Annotated in this window: 17 protein-coding genes; 10 read left to right on the top strand and 7 right to left on the bottom strand. The window is 69.1% G+C overall.

All coding sequences use genetic code 11. From position 1 onward, the window contains the following. The first annotated feature begins 8 nt into the window (after positions 1 to 8). Positions 9 to 866 (top strand): S1 family peptidase, encoded by an 858-nt coding sequence (locus DIZ26_RS28185; protein WP_112246856.1) that lies wholly within the window; start codon positions 9 to 11, stop codon positions 864 to 866. Positions 867 to 912: 46 nt separating this feature from the next. Here DIZ26_RS28185 and DIZ26_RS28180 read toward each other — a convergent pair whose 3' ends face one another. From DIZ26_RS28180 to DIZ26_RS28170, 3 genes are read right to left on the bottom strand one after another with little or no spacing between them, the layout of a single operon-like run. Continuing rightward, complete coding sequence (locus DIZ26_RS28180) at positions 913 to 2,334, bottom strand: serine/threonine-protein kinase (protein WP_112246854.1); 1,422 nt, start codon at positions 2,332 to 2,334, stop codon at positions 913 to 915. A gap of 33 nt (positions 2,335 to 2,367) precedes the next feature. Next, a complete protein-coding gene (locus DIZ26_RS28175; protein WP_112246852.1) occupies positions 2,368 to 2,763 on the bottom strand; it encodes a (R)-mandelonitrile lyase in 396 nt (131 codons plus the stop codon). Positions 2,764 to 2,770: 7 nt separating this feature from the next. Continuing rightward, complete coding sequence (locus DIZ26_RS28170) at positions 2,771 to 3,646, bottom strand: helix-turn-helix transcriptional regulator (RefSeq protein ID WP_112246850.1); 876 nt, start codon at positions 3,644 to 3,646, stop codon at positions 2,771 to 2,773. Between the two features lie 161 nt (positions 3,647 to 3,807). Here DIZ26_RS28170 and DIZ26_RS28165 point away from each other — a divergent pair, with 161 nt between their 5' ends. From DIZ26_RS28165 to DIZ26_RS28155, 3 genes are all read left to right on the top strand, one after another. Further along, a complete protein-coding gene (locus DIZ26_RS28165) occupies positions 3,808 to 4,827 on the top strand; it encodes a zinc-dependent alcohol dehydrogenase family protein (RefSeq protein WP_112246848.1) in 1,020 nt (339 codons plus the stop codon). 67 nt (positions 4,828 to 4,894) lie between these two features. After that, positions 4,895 to 6,061: a multidrug effflux MFS transporter gene (locus DIZ26_RS28160; RefSeq protein WP_232828644.1), complete on the top strand. Its 1,167-nt coding sequence runs from the start codon at positions 4,895 to 4,897 to the stop codon at positions 6,059 to 6,061. Between the two features lie 155 nt (positions 6,062 to 6,216). After that, positions 6,217 to 6,801: a hypothetical protein gene (locus DIZ26_RS28155; RefSeq protein ID WP_112246844.1), complete on the top strand. Its 585-nt coding sequence runs from the start codon at positions 6,217 to 6,219 to the stop codon at positions 6,799 to 6,801. A 46-nt stretch (positions 6,802 to 6,847) separates the two neighbouring features. Here DIZ26_RS28155 and DIZ26_RS28150 read toward each other — a convergent pair whose 3' ends face one another. Beyond that, positions 6,848 to 7,741 (bottom strand): AraC family transcriptional regulator, encoded by an 894-nt coding sequence (locus DIZ26_RS28150; RefSeq protein WP_112246842.1) that lies wholly within the window; start codon positions 7,739 to 7,741, stop codon positions 6,848 to 6,850. Positions 7,742 to 7,796: 55 nt separating this feature from the next. Between DIZ26_RS28150 and DIZ26_RS28145 the strand changes: the two genes are divergently transcribed. The 3 genes from DIZ26_RS28145 (at position 7,797) to DIZ26_RS28135 (ending at position 9,774) form a co-directional block, all read left to right on the top strand. Then, complete coding sequence (locus DIZ26_RS28145) at positions 7,797 to 8,603, top strand: MBL fold metallo-hydrolase (protein ID WP_112246840.1); 807 nt, start codon at positions 7,797 to 7,799, stop codon at positions 8,601 to 8,603. Beyond that, positions 8,594 to 8,998, top strand: a complete 405-nt coding sequence (locus DIZ26_RS28140) for a nuclear transport factor 2 family protein (protein WP_112246838.1) — start codon at positions 8,594 to 8,596, stop codon at positions 8,996 to 8,998. The genes DIZ26_RS28145 and DIZ26_RS28140 overlap by 10 nt, the downstream gene beginning before the upstream one ends. A 77-nt stretch (positions 8,999 to 9,075) precedes the next feature. After that, entirely contained in the window at positions 9,076 to 9,774 is a 699-nt protein-coding gene (locus DIZ26_RS28135) for an HNH endonuclease family protein (RefSeq protein ID WP_112246836.1), read from the top strand. Positions 9,775 to 9,776: 2 nt separating this feature from the next. On the opposite strand, the gene DIZ26_RS28130 is transcribed toward DIZ26_RS28135, so the two are convergent. From DIZ26_RS28130 to DIZ26_RS28120, 3 genes are read right to left on the bottom strand one after another with little or no spacing between them, the layout of a single operon-like run. After that, positions 9,777 to 11,087 (bottom strand): HAMP domain-containing sensor histidine kinase, encoded by a 1,311-nt coding sequence (locus DIZ26_RS28130; RefSeq protein ID WP_112246835.1) that lies wholly within the window; start codon positions 11,085 to 11,087, stop codon positions 9,777 to 9,779. A 2-nt stretch (positions 11,088 to 11,089) separates the two neighbouring features. Further along, the gene (locus tag DIZ26_RS28125; RefSeq protein ID WP_112246833.1) at positions 11,090 to 11,770 is read right to left on the bottom strand and encodes a response regulator transcription factor; all 681 of its coding nucleotides are present in this window, start codon (positions 11,768 to 11,770) and stop codon (positions 11,090 to 11,092) included. 32 nt (positions 11,771 to 11,802) lie between these two features. After that, positions 11,803 to 12,432 (bottom strand): hypothetical protein, encoded by a 630-nt coding sequence (locus DIZ26_RS28120; protein WP_112246831.1) that lies wholly within the window; start codon positions 12,430 to 12,432, stop codon positions 11,803 to 11,805. 94 nt (positions 12,433 to 12,526) lie between these two features. On the opposite strand from DIZ26_RS28120, the gene DIZ26_RS28115 reads away from it, so the two are divergent. From DIZ26_RS28115 to DIZ26_RS28105, 3 genes are all read left to right on the top strand, one after another. Further along, positions 12,527 to 13,705, top strand: a complete 1,179-nt coding sequence (locus DIZ26_RS28115; protein WP_112246829.1) for an amidohydrolase family protein — start codon at positions 12,527 to 12,529, stop codon at positions 13,703 to 13,705. Between the two features lie 94 nt (positions 13,706 to 13,799). Further along, complete coding sequence (locus DIZ26_RS28110; protein WP_157979832.1) at positions 13,800 to 14,927, top strand: M48 family metalloprotease; 1,128 nt, start codon at positions 13,800 to 13,802, stop codon at positions 14,925 to 14,927. Beyond that, positions 14,924 to 20,047 carry an AAA domain-containing protein gene (locus DIZ26_RS28105; RefSeq protein WP_112246825.1) on the top strand — a complete coding sequence of 1,708 codons (5,124 nt, stop codon included), beginning with the start codon at positions 14,924 to 14,926 and terminating at the stop codon, positions 20,045 to 20,047. Before DIZ26_RS28110 ends, DIZ26_RS28105 begins: the two co-directional genes overlap by 4 nt. The last annotated feature ends 8 nt before the right edge of the window (positions 20,048 to 20,055 follow it).

Genomic DNA, 20,055 nt, shown 5'->3' with positions numbered 1-20,055 from the left:
GAGGAACAGTGAGGATCGAACGCACGTCAATTCGAAGCCGCCTGCGCCGGAGCACCCAGCTCTTGGCCGCGCTCAGCGCGATCGCGGCTTCCCTGTACGCCGTACCGGCAGCCGGAGCCGCTCCTTCGGCGGCCGCTCGACTGTCCGCCGCCAACGCCGCGGTGGAACGCTCAGGGGTCAAGGGCATCGCGTGGTACACCGATGCCGCCTCCGGCAAGGTGGTGGTCACCGCGGACAGCACGGTGTCCGCGGCACAGGTCGCCGCGCTGAAACACGATGCGGTCCAGGTCAATCGCACCAGCGGGGTCTTCACACCACTGCTGTCGGCGGGCGACGCGATCTACGGCGGCCAGTACCGCTGTTCCCTCGGGTTCAACGTGGTGAAGGGTGGCACGTACTACTTCCTCACCGCCGGCCACTGCGGCAAGGTGGCGAATACCTGGTACACCAACTCCAACCACTCCACGTTGATCGGCCCGACCATCGGCTACAGCTTCCCCGGCAACGACTACGCGCTCGTCCGGTACGACAACGCGTCGCTGAGCCACCCGGGCGGGTTCACCGCTGCCAACGCGTTCGTCGGCGAGACCGTCACCCGTAAGGGCTCGACCACCGGCGTCCACAGCGGCAAGGTGACCGCACTCAACGTCACCGTCCGGTACTCCGGCTCCGGCGGCGGCAGGGTCGGCGGACTGATCCAGACGACCGTGTGCGCGGAGCCCGGCGACTCCGGCGGTCCCCTGTACGACGGTACGAAGGCGCTCGGCATCACCTCCGGCGGCAGCGGCGACTGCTCCAGCGGCGGTACGACGTTCTTCCAGCCGGTGACCGAAGCCGCGAGCGTGTACGGCGTCACCGTCTACTGATCCAACTGCTCGGCGGCCTGGGACCCACCCGGGCCGCCGAGGCGTTCTAGGACTTCGGGTTCGGTGTCCCACCGTTCTTGGTGCCGGGGGTCGGTGTTCCGGCCGGCGGCGTGGTGGTGGGATCGGGCGTGCTCGACTCGGAGGTCGTGGGCGACGGGGCGGTCTTGGTCGGCGTACTCGCGGTGGGACTGCTGGTGGGGTTGCTCGGCGACGGCGTGTCCGGCGACTGGGTGCTGGTCGACGGGGTCGGCGTCTGCGGGGTGGGCGAGCCCGTCGGGGAGGTGCTCGGCGACGGCTGGGTCGAGGAGCTCTGAGTGGGCTGGTTCGCCGCACCGGACTGGGTCGGGCCGGAGGTCGGCTCGTCGGTCGACTTGGCCCCCGGCGTACCGGAGGTGATGCCCGGCTTGGGGCCGACGTCGGTGGTCGCGGGCAGGTTCGGGCCTCGGTTGTTGAGCAGGATCGCGGTCACTGCCGCGGCGACGGCGACGGCGGCGATCGCGCCTGCCATCAGTACCTGACGACGGTCGCGTCGAGGTGGGGCTGCGACGACCGGGACCGCTGCAGGTGTGATGGGCGCGGTGTGGTCGGGAACGGCTCCGCCGACGATCGGAGCAGCGGGCACCAGGGGCGCCGTGGCGACCGGAGGCGCCGTACCGACCGTTTCGAGTGGTGCGCGCAGGGCGCCGCCCGCGATGTCGGCCGCGGTAGGGCGTTCGGTGGGGTCCTTGGCGAGCATCCGGAGCAGGACGGCCTCGAAGGTGCCGGCCAGTTCGGGACGGATCGTGCTCGGTGGCGTCGGCGGGGTGTCGACGTGCTGGTAGAGGATCGCCGTCGGGTGTTCGCCGGTGAACGGCGGCTGGCCGGTGACGAGTTCGTAGAGCACGCAGCCCAGTGAATAGACGTCCGAGGCCTTGACCGCCCGGCCGCCTTGCGCTCGTTCCGGAGCGAGGTAGCGAGTGCTGCCGATGATCTGGCCGGTGCCGGTCAGCGTGGTCGCGCCGTCACCCGGCAGGTGCGCGATGCCGAAGTCGGCGACCTTCACGGTGCCGGTCGGCGTCAGCAGGAGGTTGCCAGGTTTCACATCCCGGTGGACGACGTCCAGCGCGTGCGCTGCGGCGAGACCTGCGGCACTCTGCTCGACGATGTCGATCGCCCGGTCCTTCGGCAGTGGGCCGTGCTCGACCAGCTCTGCAGCGACCGTGCTGCCCTCGACCAGCTCCATCACCAGGAAGGACTGATCGCCGTGCCGGCCGAAGTCGTAGACCGCGACCAGATGCGGATCGCTCAACCTGGCGGCGGCCCGCGCCTCGCGGCGGAACCGCTCGGCCGAGGTGAGATCACCGACGGTCGGCAACATCAACTTGAGCGCGACCGGACGCTGCAGTTGCTCGTCCACGGCATGGAAGACCTCTCCCATCCCGCCGCGCCCCAACGAGCGACCGACCTTGTACCTCTCAGCTACCAGCACTCAGACAGCTGTACCCCACGGCCACGGCCGCAATCAAGCCAGGTACTCCTCGTCGGTCACCGGGTCCAGCCAGTGGACCATCTCGTGGTCGTCATCGGCCTCGTTGATCGCCAGGTGGACCATCAGCCGATCGGGCGCGGCACCGTGCCAGTGTTCCTCGTCGGCCTCGAACAGCACCCGGTCGCCGGGACGGATGACCTCGACGGGGCCGCCGCGGCGCTGGCAGAGCCCGACGCCTTCGGTGACGAAGACCGTCTGGCTCAGCGGGTGGCGGTGCCAGTGGGTCCGGGCGCCGGGCATGAAGTGGACGAGGTTGGCCGCGATCCGCGACGGCGCGGGGGCCGCCGCGACGGCGTCGATGAAGACGTCGCCGGTGAACCAGTCCGCCGGGCCTTTGACCGTGGCGATGGAGCTGCGAGTGATCTGCATGGTTCCTCTAGCTGTTGGTGGTCGGGGTTTCGACCGGTGCTGTCCACGAGGCGAGCAACTGGAGTCGTTCGGCGGACGGCGAACCGGGTTCGGCGGTGTAGACGAGAAGGACCAGCCCTGGCTCGGCGGTGATCGCGAGCTCTTCGTACGCGAGCGTCAGTTCGCCGACGACGGGGTGGTTGAACCGTTTGGTGCCGGTGCCATGGGTCCGGACGTTGTGGTCTGCCCACAATCGCCGGAAGACCTCGCTGCGGGTGGAGAGTTCACCGACGAGGTCCTGCAGACCGCGGTCGTGCGGGTCGCGACCGGCTTCGGCACGCATGATGCCGACACACATCTGGGCGAACAGGTCCCAGTCGGGGTAGAAGTCCTTCGAGACGGGATCGAGGAACTGGAACCTGGCCAGGTTCGGCGTACGCCCGCCGTCACCGATGACCGGTGAGTAGAAGGCGCGGCCCAGCGCGTTCGTGGTCAGCAGGTTCTGGTGTGGGTCGCGGACGAAGGCGACACCGTCCTTGATCGCATCGAGCGCCCACTGCAGGCTGAGTCGCGAGGCGGCCTTGCCTGCCGTACGCCGGCGCGAGCGGCCCGATGTCGGGATGCCGTCGGCGGCGCGGGCGAGATCGAAGAGATGGGCCCGCTCGGTGTCGTCGAGTTGCAGCGCTCGCGCGAGCGCTTCGAGCACGCTGGTGGACGCACCGGCGATCTGGCCCCGCTCGAGCCTGGCGTAGTACTCGACGCTCAGTCCCGCGATGGTCGCCACCTCGCTGCGACGCAGACCGGGGACCCGGCGGGCGCCGGTGGTGGGGAGCCCTGCCTGGTCCGGAGTGATGCGGGCGCGGCGAGTGGTGAGGAACTCGCGCACCTCCTGACGGTTGTCCACGACTACGACAGTAGTCGGCCAGGAAGGGGTGACAGAGCAACAAAGGGTGCCCTGTCAGTACACCCATCGACGGTGACTTCTTCAGCGCCGGCCGGTCGCGTTGACTCGTCGAGTGGCCCCAGTTGCTGAGGCCTCACCGTCGATCCGAGGAGGAGCGCGCGATGCGCCAGGTAGTGATGCACGGCCCCGGGAACGTCCGGGTGGAGGACCGCGAGGACCCGAAGATCATCGAGCCGACCGACGCGATCATCCGGCTGGCCGCGACCTGCATCTGCGGCAGCGACCTGTGGCCGTACCGGGGCGCCGAGCCGGTCGATCACCAGGTGATGGGACACGAGTACGTCGGCGTCGTCGAGGAGATCGGGCCGGAGGTTCGCACCGTCGAGGTCGGCGACTTCGTGGTCGGATCGTTCTGGGCCTCGGACAACACCTGCGAGATCTGCCAGGCCGGCTACCAGGCGTACTGCGTGCACCGGGTCCTGATGGGCACGCTCGGCACCCAGTCGGAGCTCGCGCGCATCCCGCTCGCCGACGGCACTCTCGTCGCCACTCCCGGGATGCCCGATCCCGAACTGATCCCGTCGCTGATGGCTGCCTCGGATGTGCTCGGCACGGGCTGGTTCGCAGCCGTCGCGGCCGAGGTTGGTTCCGGCAAGACGGTTGCTGTCGTGGGTGACGGCGCCGTCGGGCTGCTGGGGATCCTGGCCGCCAAGCAACTCGGTGCGGAGCGGATCATCGCCTTCAGCCGGCACGCCGATCGGCAGGCGCTGGCCAAGGAGTTCGGCGCCACCGACATCGTGGAAGAGCGCGGTGAGGAGGGAGTGACGCGCGTCAAGGAGCTCACCGGCAGCCTCGGAGCGCACTCGGTGATCGAGGCGGTCGGTACTCAGGAAGCCATGATGCAGGCGATCCACTCGACCCGCGCCGGCGGCCATGTCGGGTTCGTCGGCGTCTCGCACGACGTCGCGATTCCCGGCGACGAGCTGTTCATGGCCGGCGTACACCTCCACGGCGGACCCGCTCCGGTACGGCAGTACCTACCCGAACTCGTCCAGCTCATCTGGGACCGCAAGATCAACCCAGGCAGGGTTTTCGACCTCACCCTCCCCCTGGCCCGAGCCGCCGAGGGCTACCAGGCCATGGACAAACGCACCGCCATCAAGGTCCTCCTCACCGTCTGAGCGAAGGGAATCGACCTTGTCCACGCTGGTGGTTCCAACCGCACGCGCAGGGCTGACCATCGCCCTGGTGGCGTCCGTCGTGTTCCTGACTGCGATCGCTCCGCTGGCGACGGATATGTACGTCCCTGCCTTTCCGCAGGTGGCCCGTGAGCTTTCGACCAGCGCGACGCAGGTGCAGCTCACGTTGACGACCTTCTTCGTCGGGATGGCGCTCGGGCAGCTGGTCGGTGGGCCGGTGTCGGACCAGCGCGGCCGACGCCTTCCGCTGCTCGGGGCGCTGCTGGCGATGACCGCGGCGTCGATCGTCTGCGCCCTCGCCCCGACGATCGCGGTGATGACCTTGGCGCGCCTTGTTCAGGGCTTCGCCGGTGGCTGGGCGATGGTGATCGGACGCGCGATCATCGTCGACCTGGCGACCGGCGCCCGACTGGTCCGGGTCCTGAACGTCATCGCCGCGGTCGGAGGCATCGCTCCAATCGTCGGCCCCTTGATCGGCGGGCTGATCCTGCAGTTTTCCGAGTGGCGGGTGTCCTTCTGGCTCGTCGCCGCGCTGGGCCTCGCGATGACCCTGGCCGTCGTGCTGACCGTGCCCGAATCACTGCCGCGCGAAAGCCGCCACCCGGGCGGGCTGCGCAACTTCGTCATGGCCGGGCGGAGTGTGCTCGCCAGTCGCGAGTACGTCGGTTATCTGCTGGTGGCCGGGGCCGCCATGGGCGCGCTGTTCGCGTACGTCGCCACCTCCGCCTTCGTTCTGCAAACCATGAACGGACTCTCGCCGATCGCGTACTCCGTCGACTTCGCCGCCAACGCCGCCGGTATGACGCTGGCCGCGCTCGCCGCCGCCCGCCTCGCCGGCCGCGTTTCCACCCGAAAGATCATCCTGGCCGGTCAGCTCGCCGCCCTCTCGGCGGGCGTCGCCCTGCTCACCGGCGCGCTGTGGTTCGACACCCCCTTGGCCCTGGCGATCGGGTGCTTCTTCGTACTGATGACGGCCCAGGGACTCATCATTCCCAACGGCGGCGCGCTCGCGTCGACCGCCGTACCCGATCACCCTGGTACCGGTTCGGCCGTGCAGGGTTTCGTCCAGTGGGTCGCCGCCGGCACGATCGCGCCGATCGCAGGCCTCGGCGGCGCGGCAACAGCCGTCCCGATGGCTCTGCTGATCACCGTCGGCGCCGCGGTCTCCATGTTCGGCCTACAGATCGCCGGCCGCCCTGAGCGGCCTTCCTGCTGATCGCCGCGCGGCGAGGCCGTCGGGACTATTGGGGGCTTTCTGCCCTCGGAGCAGGGTCGTTCGGTCCATAGCGGTGCGGAGGTGGTGGGCCAAGACTCTAAGCATCACCGTTCAACCCTCTGCCGCCGGTTCTGGCGGCGCGAAAGGAAAAGATCATGCGCCGCAAGACATTCGACGCGCTGCTCACCTCCGCCGGTCTAGTCCTCGCGATCGTCCTGGTCGCCGCGGGCGGACTGTTGCTGTGGGCCCACAACTTCGTCGGCAACCAGGTCCACAGTCAGCTCGCTGCCCAGCAGATCTTCTTTCCCAAGGCAGGCAGCGACTCTCTCGAGGACCCGGCAGTCAAGCCGTACCTGTCCAAGTACGCCGGCCAGCAACTGGTGACCGGCGCGCAGGCCGAGGCCTACGCCAACCACTTCATCGCCGTTCACATCCGGGAGATGGCCGGCGGCAAGACCTACTCGCAGCTGTCCCAGGAGTCGCTGGCCAACCCGACCGACACCAAGCTGGCCGGACAGGTGCAGACCGTCTTCCGCGGTGAGACGCTCCGCGGCCTGCTGCTCAACGCCTACGCCTTCGGCAAGATGGGCCAGATCGCCCTGATCGCCGCGATCACAGCGTTCGCGGCCGCCGGGCTGCTGCTGATGATGTCCGCACTCGGCTACGCCCACCTGCGCCGCGTTCCGGTCGAGGCCGAGGTGATGCCGAAGCTGACCGGCGCCGTTCCGCGGCACGCCTGATCCCCTCCCCAGAAGTCGCCGGCCCGTCCTGGGCCGGCGATTTCGTCTACCCGCCCGGACTACCGGCGCGGGTCCGGCTCCGGAAAGTGCCGGGGGTCAGTCGGGTCTGCCGGCGGAAGTACGACGAGAAGTTCGACGCGTCGTCGAAACCGAGGTCCTCGGCGATCTCGGCCACGGCCGCGTCACCGTGAGCGAGCCGGCGCTTGGCTTCCAGGAGGATGCGTTCGTCGATCAACTCCTTGGCGGACAGGCCGGTGTACTGCCGGGCGAGGCGGTTGAGCGTACGGGCGGAGTACCCGAGCCGGTCGGCGTACTCGCTGACCTTGTGCCACTCGTGGAAGTGCTCCTCGAGATGATCGCGGAACCAGCCGTAGGCCTCGTGGGTCAGCCGCATCGCGGGGCCGCCACCGGGCGGTTCGATCAAGGCCAACTGGACAAGGAGCGCGGCGAGCCCGTGCGCGAGGGCAGCCTGGCGCAGGTCGCTTCGCTCGGTCGCGTGCCGGCCGGCGCTGATCGTGAGCAGTTCGAGTGCCTGCGCGACCGGCGAGCCTTCGAGTTCGGAGGCGGGCCAATGACTTCGCGGGCGGAGCAGGTACGACCGGATGAGGTTGCTGGTGTGGTCGTCGACCGTATGCGGGCCGAACAGCACCACCGCTCCCTCGATGTCGTCGATCGCGCCCCACTGGTGGACCTGGCCGGCTCGGATCCACAGCACGTCGCCCGGCTGCAGCGGGTAGTCGGTGAAGTCGACAGTGTGTACTGCGGCCCCGCGCTCGAGATGGACCAGCAGATCGAAGTCGAGCCGCTGTGGGGTGAGGAATTCGGCCGGCCCGCCGCGGTCGCGGATGCCCTTGAGCGTGTTCACCTCGATGTCGCCGACGGCCTGGGCGGGTGGCTGGAAGCGGACGCGCCGAATCGCCGATTGTCCCGTTTTTACCATTCGTCTACCCATCACGACCGTGAGAATCGGCTCCAGCAGCCCTAGCGTTACCAGCATGACGAATCCTACGTACTCCATCATCGACGCGGCCGACACGTCGCTGAACAAGACCAGCGTGCTGATCACCGGCGAGACCGAGGCGGTCGTGGTCGACGCAGCCTTCACCCGCGCTGACGGCCACCGGATCGTCGCTGCCGTACTCGACTCGGGCAAGCGCCTCACGACCGTCGCCATCACCGCGGGTGACCCGGACTTCTACTTCGGCGCCGAGGTCATCGCCGACGCGTTCCCCGAGGCCGTCTTCGTGGCTCCGGCCGACGTCATCGAGCACATCCAGCACAGCTACCAGGCGAAGCTCCAGGCCTGGGCCCACCTCGGTCAGAACCTCCCGACGCGCCTGGTCGACATCGCTCCGCTCACCGAGCCGACCATCACCGTGGACGAGACGACCATCGAGGTACGCCGCGCCAGCGACCAGCTCAGCGACCGCGCCTGGTACCTGTTCGACCCGGCCTCGCGTTCACTGGTCGGTGGCGTCCTGCTCTTCGAGGGTCTGCACGTCTGGACCGCCGACAGCGCCACCCCGGAACTCCGCGCCGAGTGGATCCGCGTGCTGAAGGACCTGGAGGCGCTCGCTCCGGCGTACGTCGTGGCAGGGCACCGCGTCGCCGATGCGCCGACTGACCTGACCGCCATCGTCCACACGCGTGAGTACCTCGAACTCTTCGAGAAGACGATCGAGTCGTCCGCGGATGCCGCCGAGGCGGAGGCCTCCTTGCTGGCCGCGTACCCCGACGCCGGTCTGAAGATCGCGGCCGGTCTGGGTACGAAGGTCGCCAAGGGCGAGATGACATGGGGCTGACCGCCGACGTCGCCCCGGCGGACGTCGTACGGCGGCAGTACCTCGCCTCGGCGGCGGGTGATCTCGAGGCGCTCCGTGCGACGTTGGCTCCTGACGTGGAGTGGACCGAGATGGCCGGCTTCCCGTTGGCGGGTACCTACCGCACGCCCGACGGCGTGACGGCGAACGTGATGGAGAAGCTCGCCGCCGAGTGGGACGGCTGGACCGCCCACGACGACACATACGTCGTCGACGGCGAGAGCGTCGTCGTACTGGCTCGCTACACCGCGCAGCATCGGTCGACGGGCAAACCGTTGGCCGTTCGGGTGGCTCATCACTTCGTCGTCCGGGGCGGACTCATCGTCAGATTCGAGCAGTTCGTCGACACTGCGCTCGTTCGCGACGCCGCAGCCTGAGGGCGTGATAGAACTCGCCAGCGACGAAGCTGACGAGTCGCCTCCGCCGATCAACGAAGTGAGTGCCGCACCCACCGATGACGCCTGCCCCGCGCCCCCTTTCCCTCGTCCTCTGCCTGCTCCTCCTCACCACCGCCTGTACGGCGATCGAGCCGCAACCCGCCGAACCCGCCGGTACTTCGGCCAGCTCGATCGGCGCCGAACTCGCCAAGGTCAAAGTGGTCGCCGCCCGCCCGAAGGTGAAGGGCTACGGCCGCGAGTGCGGGAAGGAGGGTGCCTGCTCCTTCGGGCCGGCGTGGTCCGACAACCACGCGGGAGTAGGCGGTCATGACGGGTGCGACACCCGCAACAACGTGCTGGCCAAGCAACTGACCGAGGTGACCTACAAACCCGGCACGCGCCAGTGCGTGGTGATGTCCGGCAAGCTGCTGGATCCCTATACCGGCCGGACGATCGAGTTCCGCAAGGCAGCGGCCGGCAAGGTACAGATCGACCATCTCTACCCGCTGGCGCGTGCCTGGGATCTCGGCGCCTCGACCTGGCCGGCGCAACGCCGGGTGGACTTCGCGAACGACCAGGCCGACAACCTGCTGGCCGTCGACGGCGCCACCAACGCCAGCAAGTCCGACCAGGGACCGGGCGAATGGCTACCGCTCAACAAGTCCTTTCGGTGCACGTATGTGGCCCGCTATCTGCACGTCGCGGCGAAGTACAAGCTGCCGATCACTCGCGACGACCAGAAGGCCGCGCAACTCCTCGCCCCGACCTGTCACTAGCGTCAGGGCGCGCCAAGGGTGAGGTGAACCGAGGAACCCGCAGGCAGGTTCGGATGAATGGTGAGCCGTCCGCCGGCCGCCTCGGCACAGCGGCGGGCGATGTCCAGACCGAGCCCGGTCGATCCGCGGTCACTACGGCCGCGCTCACCGGCGCCGAGCGGGATGCCGGGGCCCTCGTCCGCGACCACGATCAGTACGCCGCCGGCCGGCTGGCGAGTGAGGATGATCCGGGCCGGGGTGCCGTCAGGGGTGTGGGCCACGACGTTCTCGACCAGAGCGTCCAGGGCAGCGGCCAGATCCTCGGCCGACGACCGTACTTCGGCCGGTGGAGTCGGCAGGTCGAGAGTGAGTTCCCGGCCCTGGTCCTCGAACAACGGCTCCCAGAAGGCCGCCCGGTCACGGGTCACCGCCACGGCGTCGCAGTGCGGCACCCGACCCTCGCGCTGCGGCCTTCGGGCTGCGCTGATCACTGCCGTGAGGGTGCGTTCGAGGCTGTTGACCTGGACGTTCAGTTCCTCGGCGCGGTCCCGGTCCGGGAGCGCCTCGACCTGGAGGCGCAGCGCGGTCAACGGCGTACGGAGTCGGTGGGACAGGTCGGCGACGGCCTCGCGTTCGACTGCGATCACTTCGTCGATGCGGTCGGCCAGTCCGTTGAGCGCGGCACCGACCTTGGCAACCTCGGCTGGGCCGGTCGTGGGAGCCCTGGCGTCGACGTCGCCCTTGGCGAGGCGTTCCGCGGTACGGGCTGTTTCTTCGAGTGGACGGGCTAGGCGCCGGGAGACGACTTCCGCGCCGACGACACTCAGGATCAGGACGCCGAGGCTGGCCGCGAGCAGGATCAGCAGTTGCGGAACGAGTCCCTCGTAGACCTCGTCCACGGTCAGGAACAGGCAGACCGAGGCCGGCCCGGCGTGCGTGTCGACGGAGACGTCGGTCGCCACCCCGTCGTCGACCTTGCGGAACGACGCGTCCGAGACCTTCGGTGGGCCCTTCCCGTCATCGTCCCCGTCCGGCAGCTCCTTGGGAGTCGGTACGCCGCCCGGCGGCGGATCACCCAGCGTCGTACCGTCGGCCAGCCGGACCGAGATCCGGCCAGGACCCTGGCTGGTGATGCCTTGGATGTAGGTCTTGATCTCGTCGGGCGTGTGGTTCTTCTCGCCGACGTAGTACGCGACCGCCTCGGCCCGGTAACGGGCGTTCTTCAGGGACTCGTCGGAAGCTGCGCTGCGCATCAGCAACGTCAACGGGATCGCGAACGCGAGCACCACCAAGGTGGTCATCCCGACCGACAAGAACATGATCCGGCGGCGCACGGTCAGGCCTCCGCGAGCTTCACGCCGACCCCGCGCACGCTGTGCAGGAAGCGTGGTTCCGCGGCCGTCTCGCCGAGCTTGCGCCGCAACCAGGACAGGTGCACGTCGACCGTCCGGTCGCCGCCACCCCACGGCAGTCCCCACACCTCGGCCAGCAGTTCGCGTTTGGTGACGACGGCACCCGGCCTTCGGGCCAGCGCGACGAGCAGGTCGAACTCCTTGCGGGTCAGGTCGACCGGCTTGCCGTCGACGGTGACCTCGCGGCTGCGCGGATCGATCGACAACCCGCCGAGGGTCAGCGCGGCATCCTCCTGCTGGTCGGCGCCGCCGCGCCGCAGTACGGCCCGGATCCGCGCGTCGATCTGGGCCGAGCTGAACGGCTTGATGACGTAGTCGTCAGCGCCCGCATCGAGCAGCCGGACCACGCTGGCGTCGTCGTCGCGAGCGGTCGCCACGATGACCGGTACGTCGCTGACCGCGCGGACCATGGCGAGCACGTCGCGGCCGTCGAGATCGGGCAGGCCGAGGTCGAGCAGCATGACGTCGGGCCGGTCCCTGGCCACCGAGGCGACGCCGTCCGCGCCCGCAGCCAGCGCCGTGACGACATGACCGGCCGCGGTCAGGGACTTCCCCAACGAGGTCCGGATCGCGTCGTCGTCCTCTACCAGCAGTACCCGCGCCATACGGTGAGCGTAGACGGCAGCCGGCTGGCGGTTCAGCTCTCCAAGGCGGGTTTCGGCAGTCTCAAGCCGGTGGTGCGCAGTTCGAGGTCGGCGAGCTGGGTGATCACCGCGGCGTCTCCTTCGCGCCAGGCCGTGACCGGATCGGCGGAGATCTTGGCCAGCTTGTGCATCGGCTGGTTCGCCATCGCCCGGAGCGCGAACAGGTCCAGGTCGGCCGCGTTGTCGATGAACTTGCGGGCCGCGGTCGCCCGGCGCGAGAACCGGATCCGGCGCGGCAGCCAGATCAGCAACGCGAACAGCACCGGCAGCCCGATGGTGACGCCGGCCAGCAGATAGGCCAACTGCTCGACCGCGTGCGCCTGGTCGCGGCCCGCCTCCGCCAGCTTCGTCGCCGCGCTCGCGGCCCCGTCGATCGGCGACCGCAACTGGTCGCCGACCAGCGGTACCTTGCCGATCGGCCCGGACAGGTTGTGCAGATCGCCCGCCAGCCCGTCCCCCGCCTCGGCCGCCTTCCGGCCCGGATATCCCAGCGCGTTGGTGATCTTGAAGACGATCAGCCCCAGCGCCGTACAGAACGCGATCCAGCCCAGCAGCAACAGGTCCCCGAACACCTGTCCGAACCGCTGCGTTCCCACATCCGAGTAGAGCTTCACGTCCGCCATCCCCTCAATCGTTCGGGCCAGACCTTCTTCATGCCCATCCCCGGCTCGCGCGACACTACTGACTCGCGCGCCGCGCCGGAGTTACTGTCGGTGTGTGTTGGGGATTCGGGTGGACGGGGTGTTCGACGGGGAGCGGTACTCCGGCGGGGGTGCTGTGGTGCTGGTCGAGGGAGGCTGCGTCACGTCGGTCCTGGCCGGTGGAGCTGAGCCGCCGGCCGGGTGCGAAACAGTTGCGTACGACGGTGCGACCTTGGTGCCCGGGTTGGTCGACGTACACGTTCATCTTTGTTGTGACAGTGGGCCTGCGGCGCTGGACCGGATTCCCGATTGCAGCGCTGACGAGATGGTCGCGGTGATCGAGAAGTCGCTGGCGGATCAGCTGGCGGCCGGGGTGACTGCTGTGCGGGACCTGGGCGATCGCTCATGGGCTGTGGTGGAGTGGCGCGCTGGTGGCGATCGGTCCGGGTTCCCGGCCGTGGTGGCGAGTGGGCCGCCGATCACTGTTCCACAAGGGCATTGCTGGAACATGGGCGGCGCGGTGTCCGGCCCGGACGAACTCCGGCGGGCGGTTCGCGAGCGGGCCGAGCGAGGCGCTGATCTGGTGAAGGTCATGGCCAGCGGCGGCGTCAACACTCCCGGAACGGACCCGGCGGCGGTGCAGTTCGGGGCCGAGGAGCTCCGGCTCGTCGTCGACGAAGCACGGGCGGTCGGGTTGCCCGTCATTGCCCACGCCCACTCCCTCAACTCGATCAAGTACGCCCTGGCCGCAGGGGTCGACGGGATCGAGCACTGTTCCTTCCTGGGCCCGGACGGCCTCGACGTCGACCCCTCGGTCGTCGAAGACCTGGTCTCCTCCCGTACTACGGTCTGCCCGACCCTCGGCGCTCGGCCCGGCGCCGTTCCGCCGCCGGCAGTACTGGAACTGATGCGTCGTACCGGGCTGGACGTCGAGACCCGGGGGCGCCTGTACGCGGACCTCTATCAGGCCGGCGTACACCTGGTGTCGGGGTCCGACGCCGGCATCAATCCGGGGAAGTATCACGGCGTCCTTCCCGAGTCCGTGATCGCGATGGTCGCCGGCGGAATCCCCTCGACCGCTGCCCTCGCCTCCGCCACGTCGCACGCCGCCATCGCGTGCCGGTTGCCTCGCAAGGGCCGGATCCTGCCCGGCTACGACGCCGACCTGGTCGTTGTGCCCGGCAACCCCCTCGACGACATCACCGCGCTGCGCTCCCCGGCCGCCGTGTATCTGATGGGTACCAGAGTTTCCTGACTTTCTTGTCTGTGGGGCTCGTTAGGGTGGCGCTGTGGTTCGAACTGTGGGGCCGTTGAGTTATCACCGGAGCGTGCTGGGGCATGTTCGCCGGGTGGATCAACGTGCGTGGCAGGCTCTGCTGCCGACGGCGGGCAGTGACCCCGAGCTGGACGAAGCGTTGCTGCGCCACACCTACCGCCTGGACGAGGCCGGCCACTCCGAGTTGCACGCCGCGGGGCGACGCGCCGCGGCGGCGCTCGGCCTCGAAATGCCGATCGAGTACTACCAGGGCGAAGGATCCGCGGCGCCCAACGCGAGGCTGTTTCATCAGGCCGCCAAGGCGGTCATCTTGTTCGAGGGTCCGCTGCTGGAGCGGCTGGACGCCGGCGAACTGGCCGCGATCTGCGGTCACGAGCTGGCCCACCGCCTGCTCTGGACGCTCGAGGACGGTGCCTATCTCGCCGTCGACCGGTTGCTCGACGCCGCCGCGGGCGACGCTCGGACGCCGGGGCAGTATCTGGAAACCCATCGGCGCTGGGTGATGGCCTCCGAGCTGTTCGCCGACCGCGGTGCCCTGGTCGCCTGCGGTGACCTCAGTACGACGGTGCGCGCGCTCCTCAAGACCCAGACCGGTCTGGCCACTGTCGATCCCGAGGCCTATCTGCGGCAAGCCGACGAGCTCGATCTGAGCACCGGCTCGCGAGGCACCAGCCATCCCGAGGGAGTCGCCCGGGCCTGGGCTTTGAAGAACTGGCTGGCCGACGAGGACGTGGAGATCCTGCTGACCGGCCCGCTCGACGTGGATTCGCCGGACCTCCTCGACGCGGAGCTGTTGCGTGAGCTGAGCACGGATTTCGCGGCCCACATCGCCCACACCGAAGGGCTCCGGACCGACGCGGTCGCGACGTACGCGGCCGGCTTCGCCGATCCACCCGGGCCGCTCGGCGTACCGGGTGGGGTGATCACGAGGTTCGACGAGCCGCTGGCCGTGCGGCCTGTCGACGGGGCGCCGATACCGCGCCCCAGATCGTTGACCCCGGCAACCAAGCAGTACCTGTGCTATCTGCTGCTCGATCTGGCGACGGCCGATCCCGAGACCGGGGATGCCGGGTTGATCGCGTCGATGGGCGTTGCCCGCAAGGCAGGGCTCACGCCGTACGACGATCTCGCGGACGACGAGCTCGGCTGGTCCGACAAGCGTCGCGCTGAGCTGGCGGCGGCTGCGGAGGCACTCCTATGAGCGGCGCGCGCGAGCTGGTGGAGTTGGCCGTTTCGCGGGGTGGGCTGAGCAGCGACGCGTTGCTGGCGGCCGTGTTGCCGTTGTTCCACGAGACGGCCGCGGTGCACGAGCGCGGGCTGGTGGCGCCGTTGCGAGGGCTCGACAAGCTGACCGTTGACGATCACAGCCGGCTGGGCTTCGCACCGGAGAACGCCGCACGGCCCTGCCTGGTGGCCGCGGAACTCGAAGCCAGGCAGGGACATCGGTCCGATGCCGTTGACGTGATCGCGCACCGGCAGGAGGAGATCGACCTCGGCGAGAGCGGCGGCCGGCGCCGGGTCCAGGTGACCGATCCGATGCCGGCGGCAATCACCGCGCCGGTCCTGGTTCCGGGCTGGCAGAGCTGGGAGCACGTGATCGGGCACCACGACCCGCTCACCGACATCTTAAGCCTCGGCCAGCTGCTGATCGGCCTCGGCTGCGGCCTCGACCTCGACCGCGCCGGCGACGTGGCCCGGCTGATCGATGCCCGGGGCAACTTCTACTCGCTCGGCTCAGGGCTGCATCCGGTGATCCTCTCGGTGGCTGCGCAGATGGCCGAGCCGGACCGGCACCACCGCGCGCAGGACCTCCGCTCACTGATCGAACAACTCGAGAACTACCGCGACCAGCCGCTCGATTTCGACGTCGACGCGATCACCTCCGGCGCCGCGGACCGCCGGGCTGCCGTACTGCGAGCGCTGCGCGATCGGTTGTTCGACCTGTCCCGCCGCAACCGCCTGGTCAACTTCCGGCACACCGCGCAGACCGTGAACCTGACCGAGGTCTCCGTCCCGTTGATGCTGGACCTCCGGACGATCCGTGCGGAGCAACTGTTCACCTGGAATGCCGACCTCGCCGCCCGGCTCGTCGGCGGCTCGGCCCAGTCGCTCGGCAAATGGATCCGGTACGACGAGGCGCCGTACGCCGCCGGCTCGCTCGACAAGCTGATCTCGACGGCGCGCCGCGACCGGGCGGAGTACGGGCAGGACCAACTCAGGCTCGTGCCGGCCTTCCTGCGCTGGCACGATCTGAAGAACGACCCGGAGACCCGGCTGACGTCGCCACTGGTGCTGGTCAAGGTGGAGCTGGCGAAGAAGCGCGGCGTACGGGACTCCTACACGCTGCGGATCACCGATCCGGTCGCCGAGGTGAATCCGACGCTGCGGCACCATTTGCATCAGCTCTACGGGATCACGCTGCCGGTGACGGTGGATCTGACCGAGCCCGACGCGATCGCCTTGCTGCACGAGCGGTTGGCCAAGGAGATCCAGGCGTCGGAGCCGGGACTGCAACTGCACCTGAGGGAGAAGCCGCGGATCGATGTCGTCCGGCAGCGGGCGATGGTCAAACTGCGGAACTACCGGCGTCGCCAGCACGGGAACACGGCGAACGAGTTCGGCGGACGGCACTACTCGTACTCGTACCGACGCTCCGACTACGAGCCGCTGGGTGTGCAGATCTTCCGGAGCCAGTTGGCCGCGCAGGAGTTGCCGCTGAGCATCGCGCTCGGTGCCGAGCCCGCGCCGCGGCAACCGGGCGCGCTCGAGACCGACACGTACACGATCGACACGGACGGCGGTCCGTACTCGTGGGACGTCGACCTGTGCGCGGTCGCGCTGGCGAACTTCAACTACCGCACGCTCGGGCTGGTCCGCGACTACGACGAACTGCTGGAGACCGGCCGGTCCTGCGCTTCCTTCGAGCAGTTGTTCTCGGATCGGCCACGGCCGATCAGCAGTGAGCCGCCCGAGTTGCCTGTCGAAGCTCGGCATCTGGTGGTGCCGGCGGATGGTTCGCAGGTGGCGGCGGTCGCGCGGGCGCAGCGTGGTGAGAGCTTCGTGATCCAGGGGCCGCCGGGGACGGGCAAGTCGCAGACGATCACGAACATGATCGCGGACTTCGTGGCACGCGGGCAGCGGGTACTGTTCGTCTGCCAGAAGCGCGCGGCGCTGGACGTCGTGCACGCACGGCTGGCGAGTCGGCGGCTGGACGGGCTGTGCACGCTGATCCACGACTCGCAGGCGGACAAGAAAGCGTTCGTCCACGGGCTCCGCGAAACCTACGAGACCTGGCTGACCGCCGAGGACGACGCCGACGACCTCTCCGTACGCCGCGATGCCCTGCTCTCCCGCGTCAACCGCCTCCTCACCACCGTCACCGAATTCGAAACCCTGCTGGGACAGCCCTCCAGCGCGGCTGCGGGATCGGGGTTCGATGGTCCGGCGTTGCGGGTGGTGGTCGGCAGGCTGGCGGAGTTGCGGGATTCGCGGTGGGGTGGCGGGCTGGAACCTTCTGAGCGGCGGTTGGTTCCGGCGGCGGGTGAGTGGTGGGCCGGGCGGGATGCGGTTGAGCGGTTGGGACAGGCGCTGATCAAGGCTGACCCGGCGAGCGACGGCGTACTGGCTCGGAGTCCGCTCGCCTTCGTCGCGCCGGAAATCTGGGCTGCTCCGGCTGCGGACACCGAGATTCCTGCTCGCGCCGGCGAGCTGCGCGTCCACTGGGATGCGGTTTTCGCTGCCCTGCAAGGCGCGGCGGATGACGAAGAGATCGGCGACCGGCCGTTGGACTGGGTGCGGAAGGTTGCCGACCTCGGCGTGGTCCTGCTGCCGCTGGTCGAACGAGGCCTCGGTTCGGCGATCGATCCTTCGTCTACGGCCGGGCAGAAGCTGGATGAAGCGGTGGAGCGCCGGGAGGCGCTGATCGCGGCGGAACAGCGAGCCTGGGAGGCCGCCGGCGATTGGCAGGACCCGCTGCCGCCGGCGGACGCGCGCTCCGCCCTGACAGTTGCCCAGAGCAAGGAAGGCGGTCTGTTCTCCTTCCTCAGCGGGGATTGGCGCCGAGTGAAGACGCTGGTTCGTTCGCGGCACGACTCGTCCGGGCGAGCGGTTCAGCCTTCGGTCACGGAGGTGCTGACGAAACTGGTGGCCGCGCACGACGCGGCGGCCGCGGTCACGCAGTACGAGAGTGAAACCGAGCGCCAGTGGGGGACGCGCGATCCTGCCGAGTTGGCCGCGCAGCTGCAGCGGTTCCGGAAGGATCCGTCGCTGACCGGGCTCGCCGTTTCGGAGCGAGCCGCGAAGCTGGCTGCGGTCGCTACGAGTCTGGAGGCGACGGACGAGGCGACCCGGGGGTTCCTGATCGAGGCGTACTCGGGGTTGACGCTGGCCGCAGTACGGGAGGTTGTTTCGGCTTTGTCGTCGGGGCAGTTGGTGCCGATGATTCAGGCGCTGGTGCCGGCGATGCGTGCGCTTGCGGACTGCCCCGCGTCCGTGGCAACCGCAGTGCGAAGGTTGGAGGCGACGCCTGCGCAACTGGAGTACGCCGTGTGCGCGCTGCACTGGGAGCGCGCTCGTGCGACCGGTCCACGGTTGTCGTCTGCTCAGCTGGACGACGTAGTGGGCGAGCTGGGCATGGTGTACGACGAACTCACCGGGGTCAACGCCGACGTGGTCGTGGCCGGCGTACGGCGGCGGTTCCTCGCCGAGGTCGCGCACTCCGAGCTGAGTGTGACCGGGATGTCGGCGGAGGATCGCGCGCGGAAGAAGGCTTTCAGTGCCGGTCGGCGGGAGCTGGAGCACGAGTTCGGCAAGGTGATGCGATACAAGTCGATCCGCGAGCTTGCCTCGGGCGCACCCGGCTCGGTGGTGTCGCTGCTGCGGCCGGTGTGGCTGATGAGCCCGTCGTCGGTGTCGGACACGTTGCCGCTGGACGCGACGTTCGATGTGGTGATCTACGACGAGGCGAGTCAGATCCCGATCGAGGAGGCGATCCCCGCGCTGCACCGGGCGCCGCAGGTGATCGTGGTCGGCGACCAGATGCAGTTGCCGCCGACGCAGTACTTCCGGGTGACGACACCGGCGGTGGACTCGGATGACGACGCCGACGAAGGGGTCGGGGTTGCGTTGACCGACGACAGCTTCCTTGCGATCAGCGCGTTGCGGCTGGTGTCGACGATGCTCACCTGGCACTACCGGAGCCGGTCGGAGGCGTTGATCTCCTTCAGCAACGCCGCTTTCTACCAAGGCCGGCTGGCCACGATCCCGGACCGGCTCCCCGCCGTACCGGCGCCGCCGTGGACCGTGCGCGCCGGTGCGCCCGTCAGCGCCGAGATCGCGGACGGCGTACTGGCCGGCAGCATCACGTCGGTGCGAGTCGTCGACGGCACCTACGTACGGCGTACGAATCCTGCCGAGGCCGCCTGGATCGCCGGGTTGGTGCGCGAGTTGCTCAGTCGCGAGACGGACAAGAGTCTCGGCATCGTCGCGTTCTCGGAGGCACAGCAGGGCGAGATCGAGCGGGCGCTGGACGAGCTGGGCGAGCAGGACCCGGAATTCGGCGCGCGGTACGAGGCCGAGCAGGTGAGGACCCGCGACGACCAGGACGCCGGGCTGTTCGTGAAGAACCTGGAGAACGTCCAGGGCGACGAACGCGACATCGTCATCATGAGCGTCTGCTACGCCGCCGGACCGGACGGGCGGATGCTGATGAACTTCGGTCCGATCAACACCTCCGGCGGCGAGAAACGCCTGAACGTCATCTTCAGCCGCGCCCGTGAACACATGGTGATCGTCAGCAGCATCGAACCCGAAGCGATCACCAACACCTACAACGACGGCGCCAACACCCTGCGCCGCTTCCTCGCCTACGCCAACGCGGTCTCCCAAGCCGACCCCGAAGCCACCCGAGCAGCCCTCGCCCCGTACGCCGTCACCCGCCGCACACCACCCAGCCGCACCTCAACCGGCACCGGCACTCCGGCCGGCCGGCATCGGACCGTCGATCGTTCTGCGGTGATCGACCAACTGGCGCAGCGTCTTGGAGAACTCGGCGTCGTGGTGGAAACAGAGGTCGGCGAATCCGTCTTCCGCTGCGACCTCGCCCTCCGCCGCCCCGAAGACGAGGGCCACCGAATCGCCGTACTGGTCGACACCCCGCAGCGAGTAGCCGCCGACTCCCTCCTCGAACGCCTCACCACCCACCCCCGCGCCCTCACCACCGGCGGCTGGGAGGTCCACCACGTCCTCACCACCGACTGGACCGATTCCCCCGACAAAATCCTCGCCCAGCTGACGGACGCCCTGAACCGCCCCACCGACTGAGCTACAGC

The organism is Kribbella monticola, from assembly GCF_003261635.1.
GTDB lineage: Bacteria > Actinomycetota > Actinomycetes > Propionibacteriales > Kribbellaceae > Kribbella > Kribbella monticola.
The sequence above is the reverse complement of the archived record's forward strand: the minus strand, read 5'-3'. Positions and strand labels throughout refer to the sequence as shown.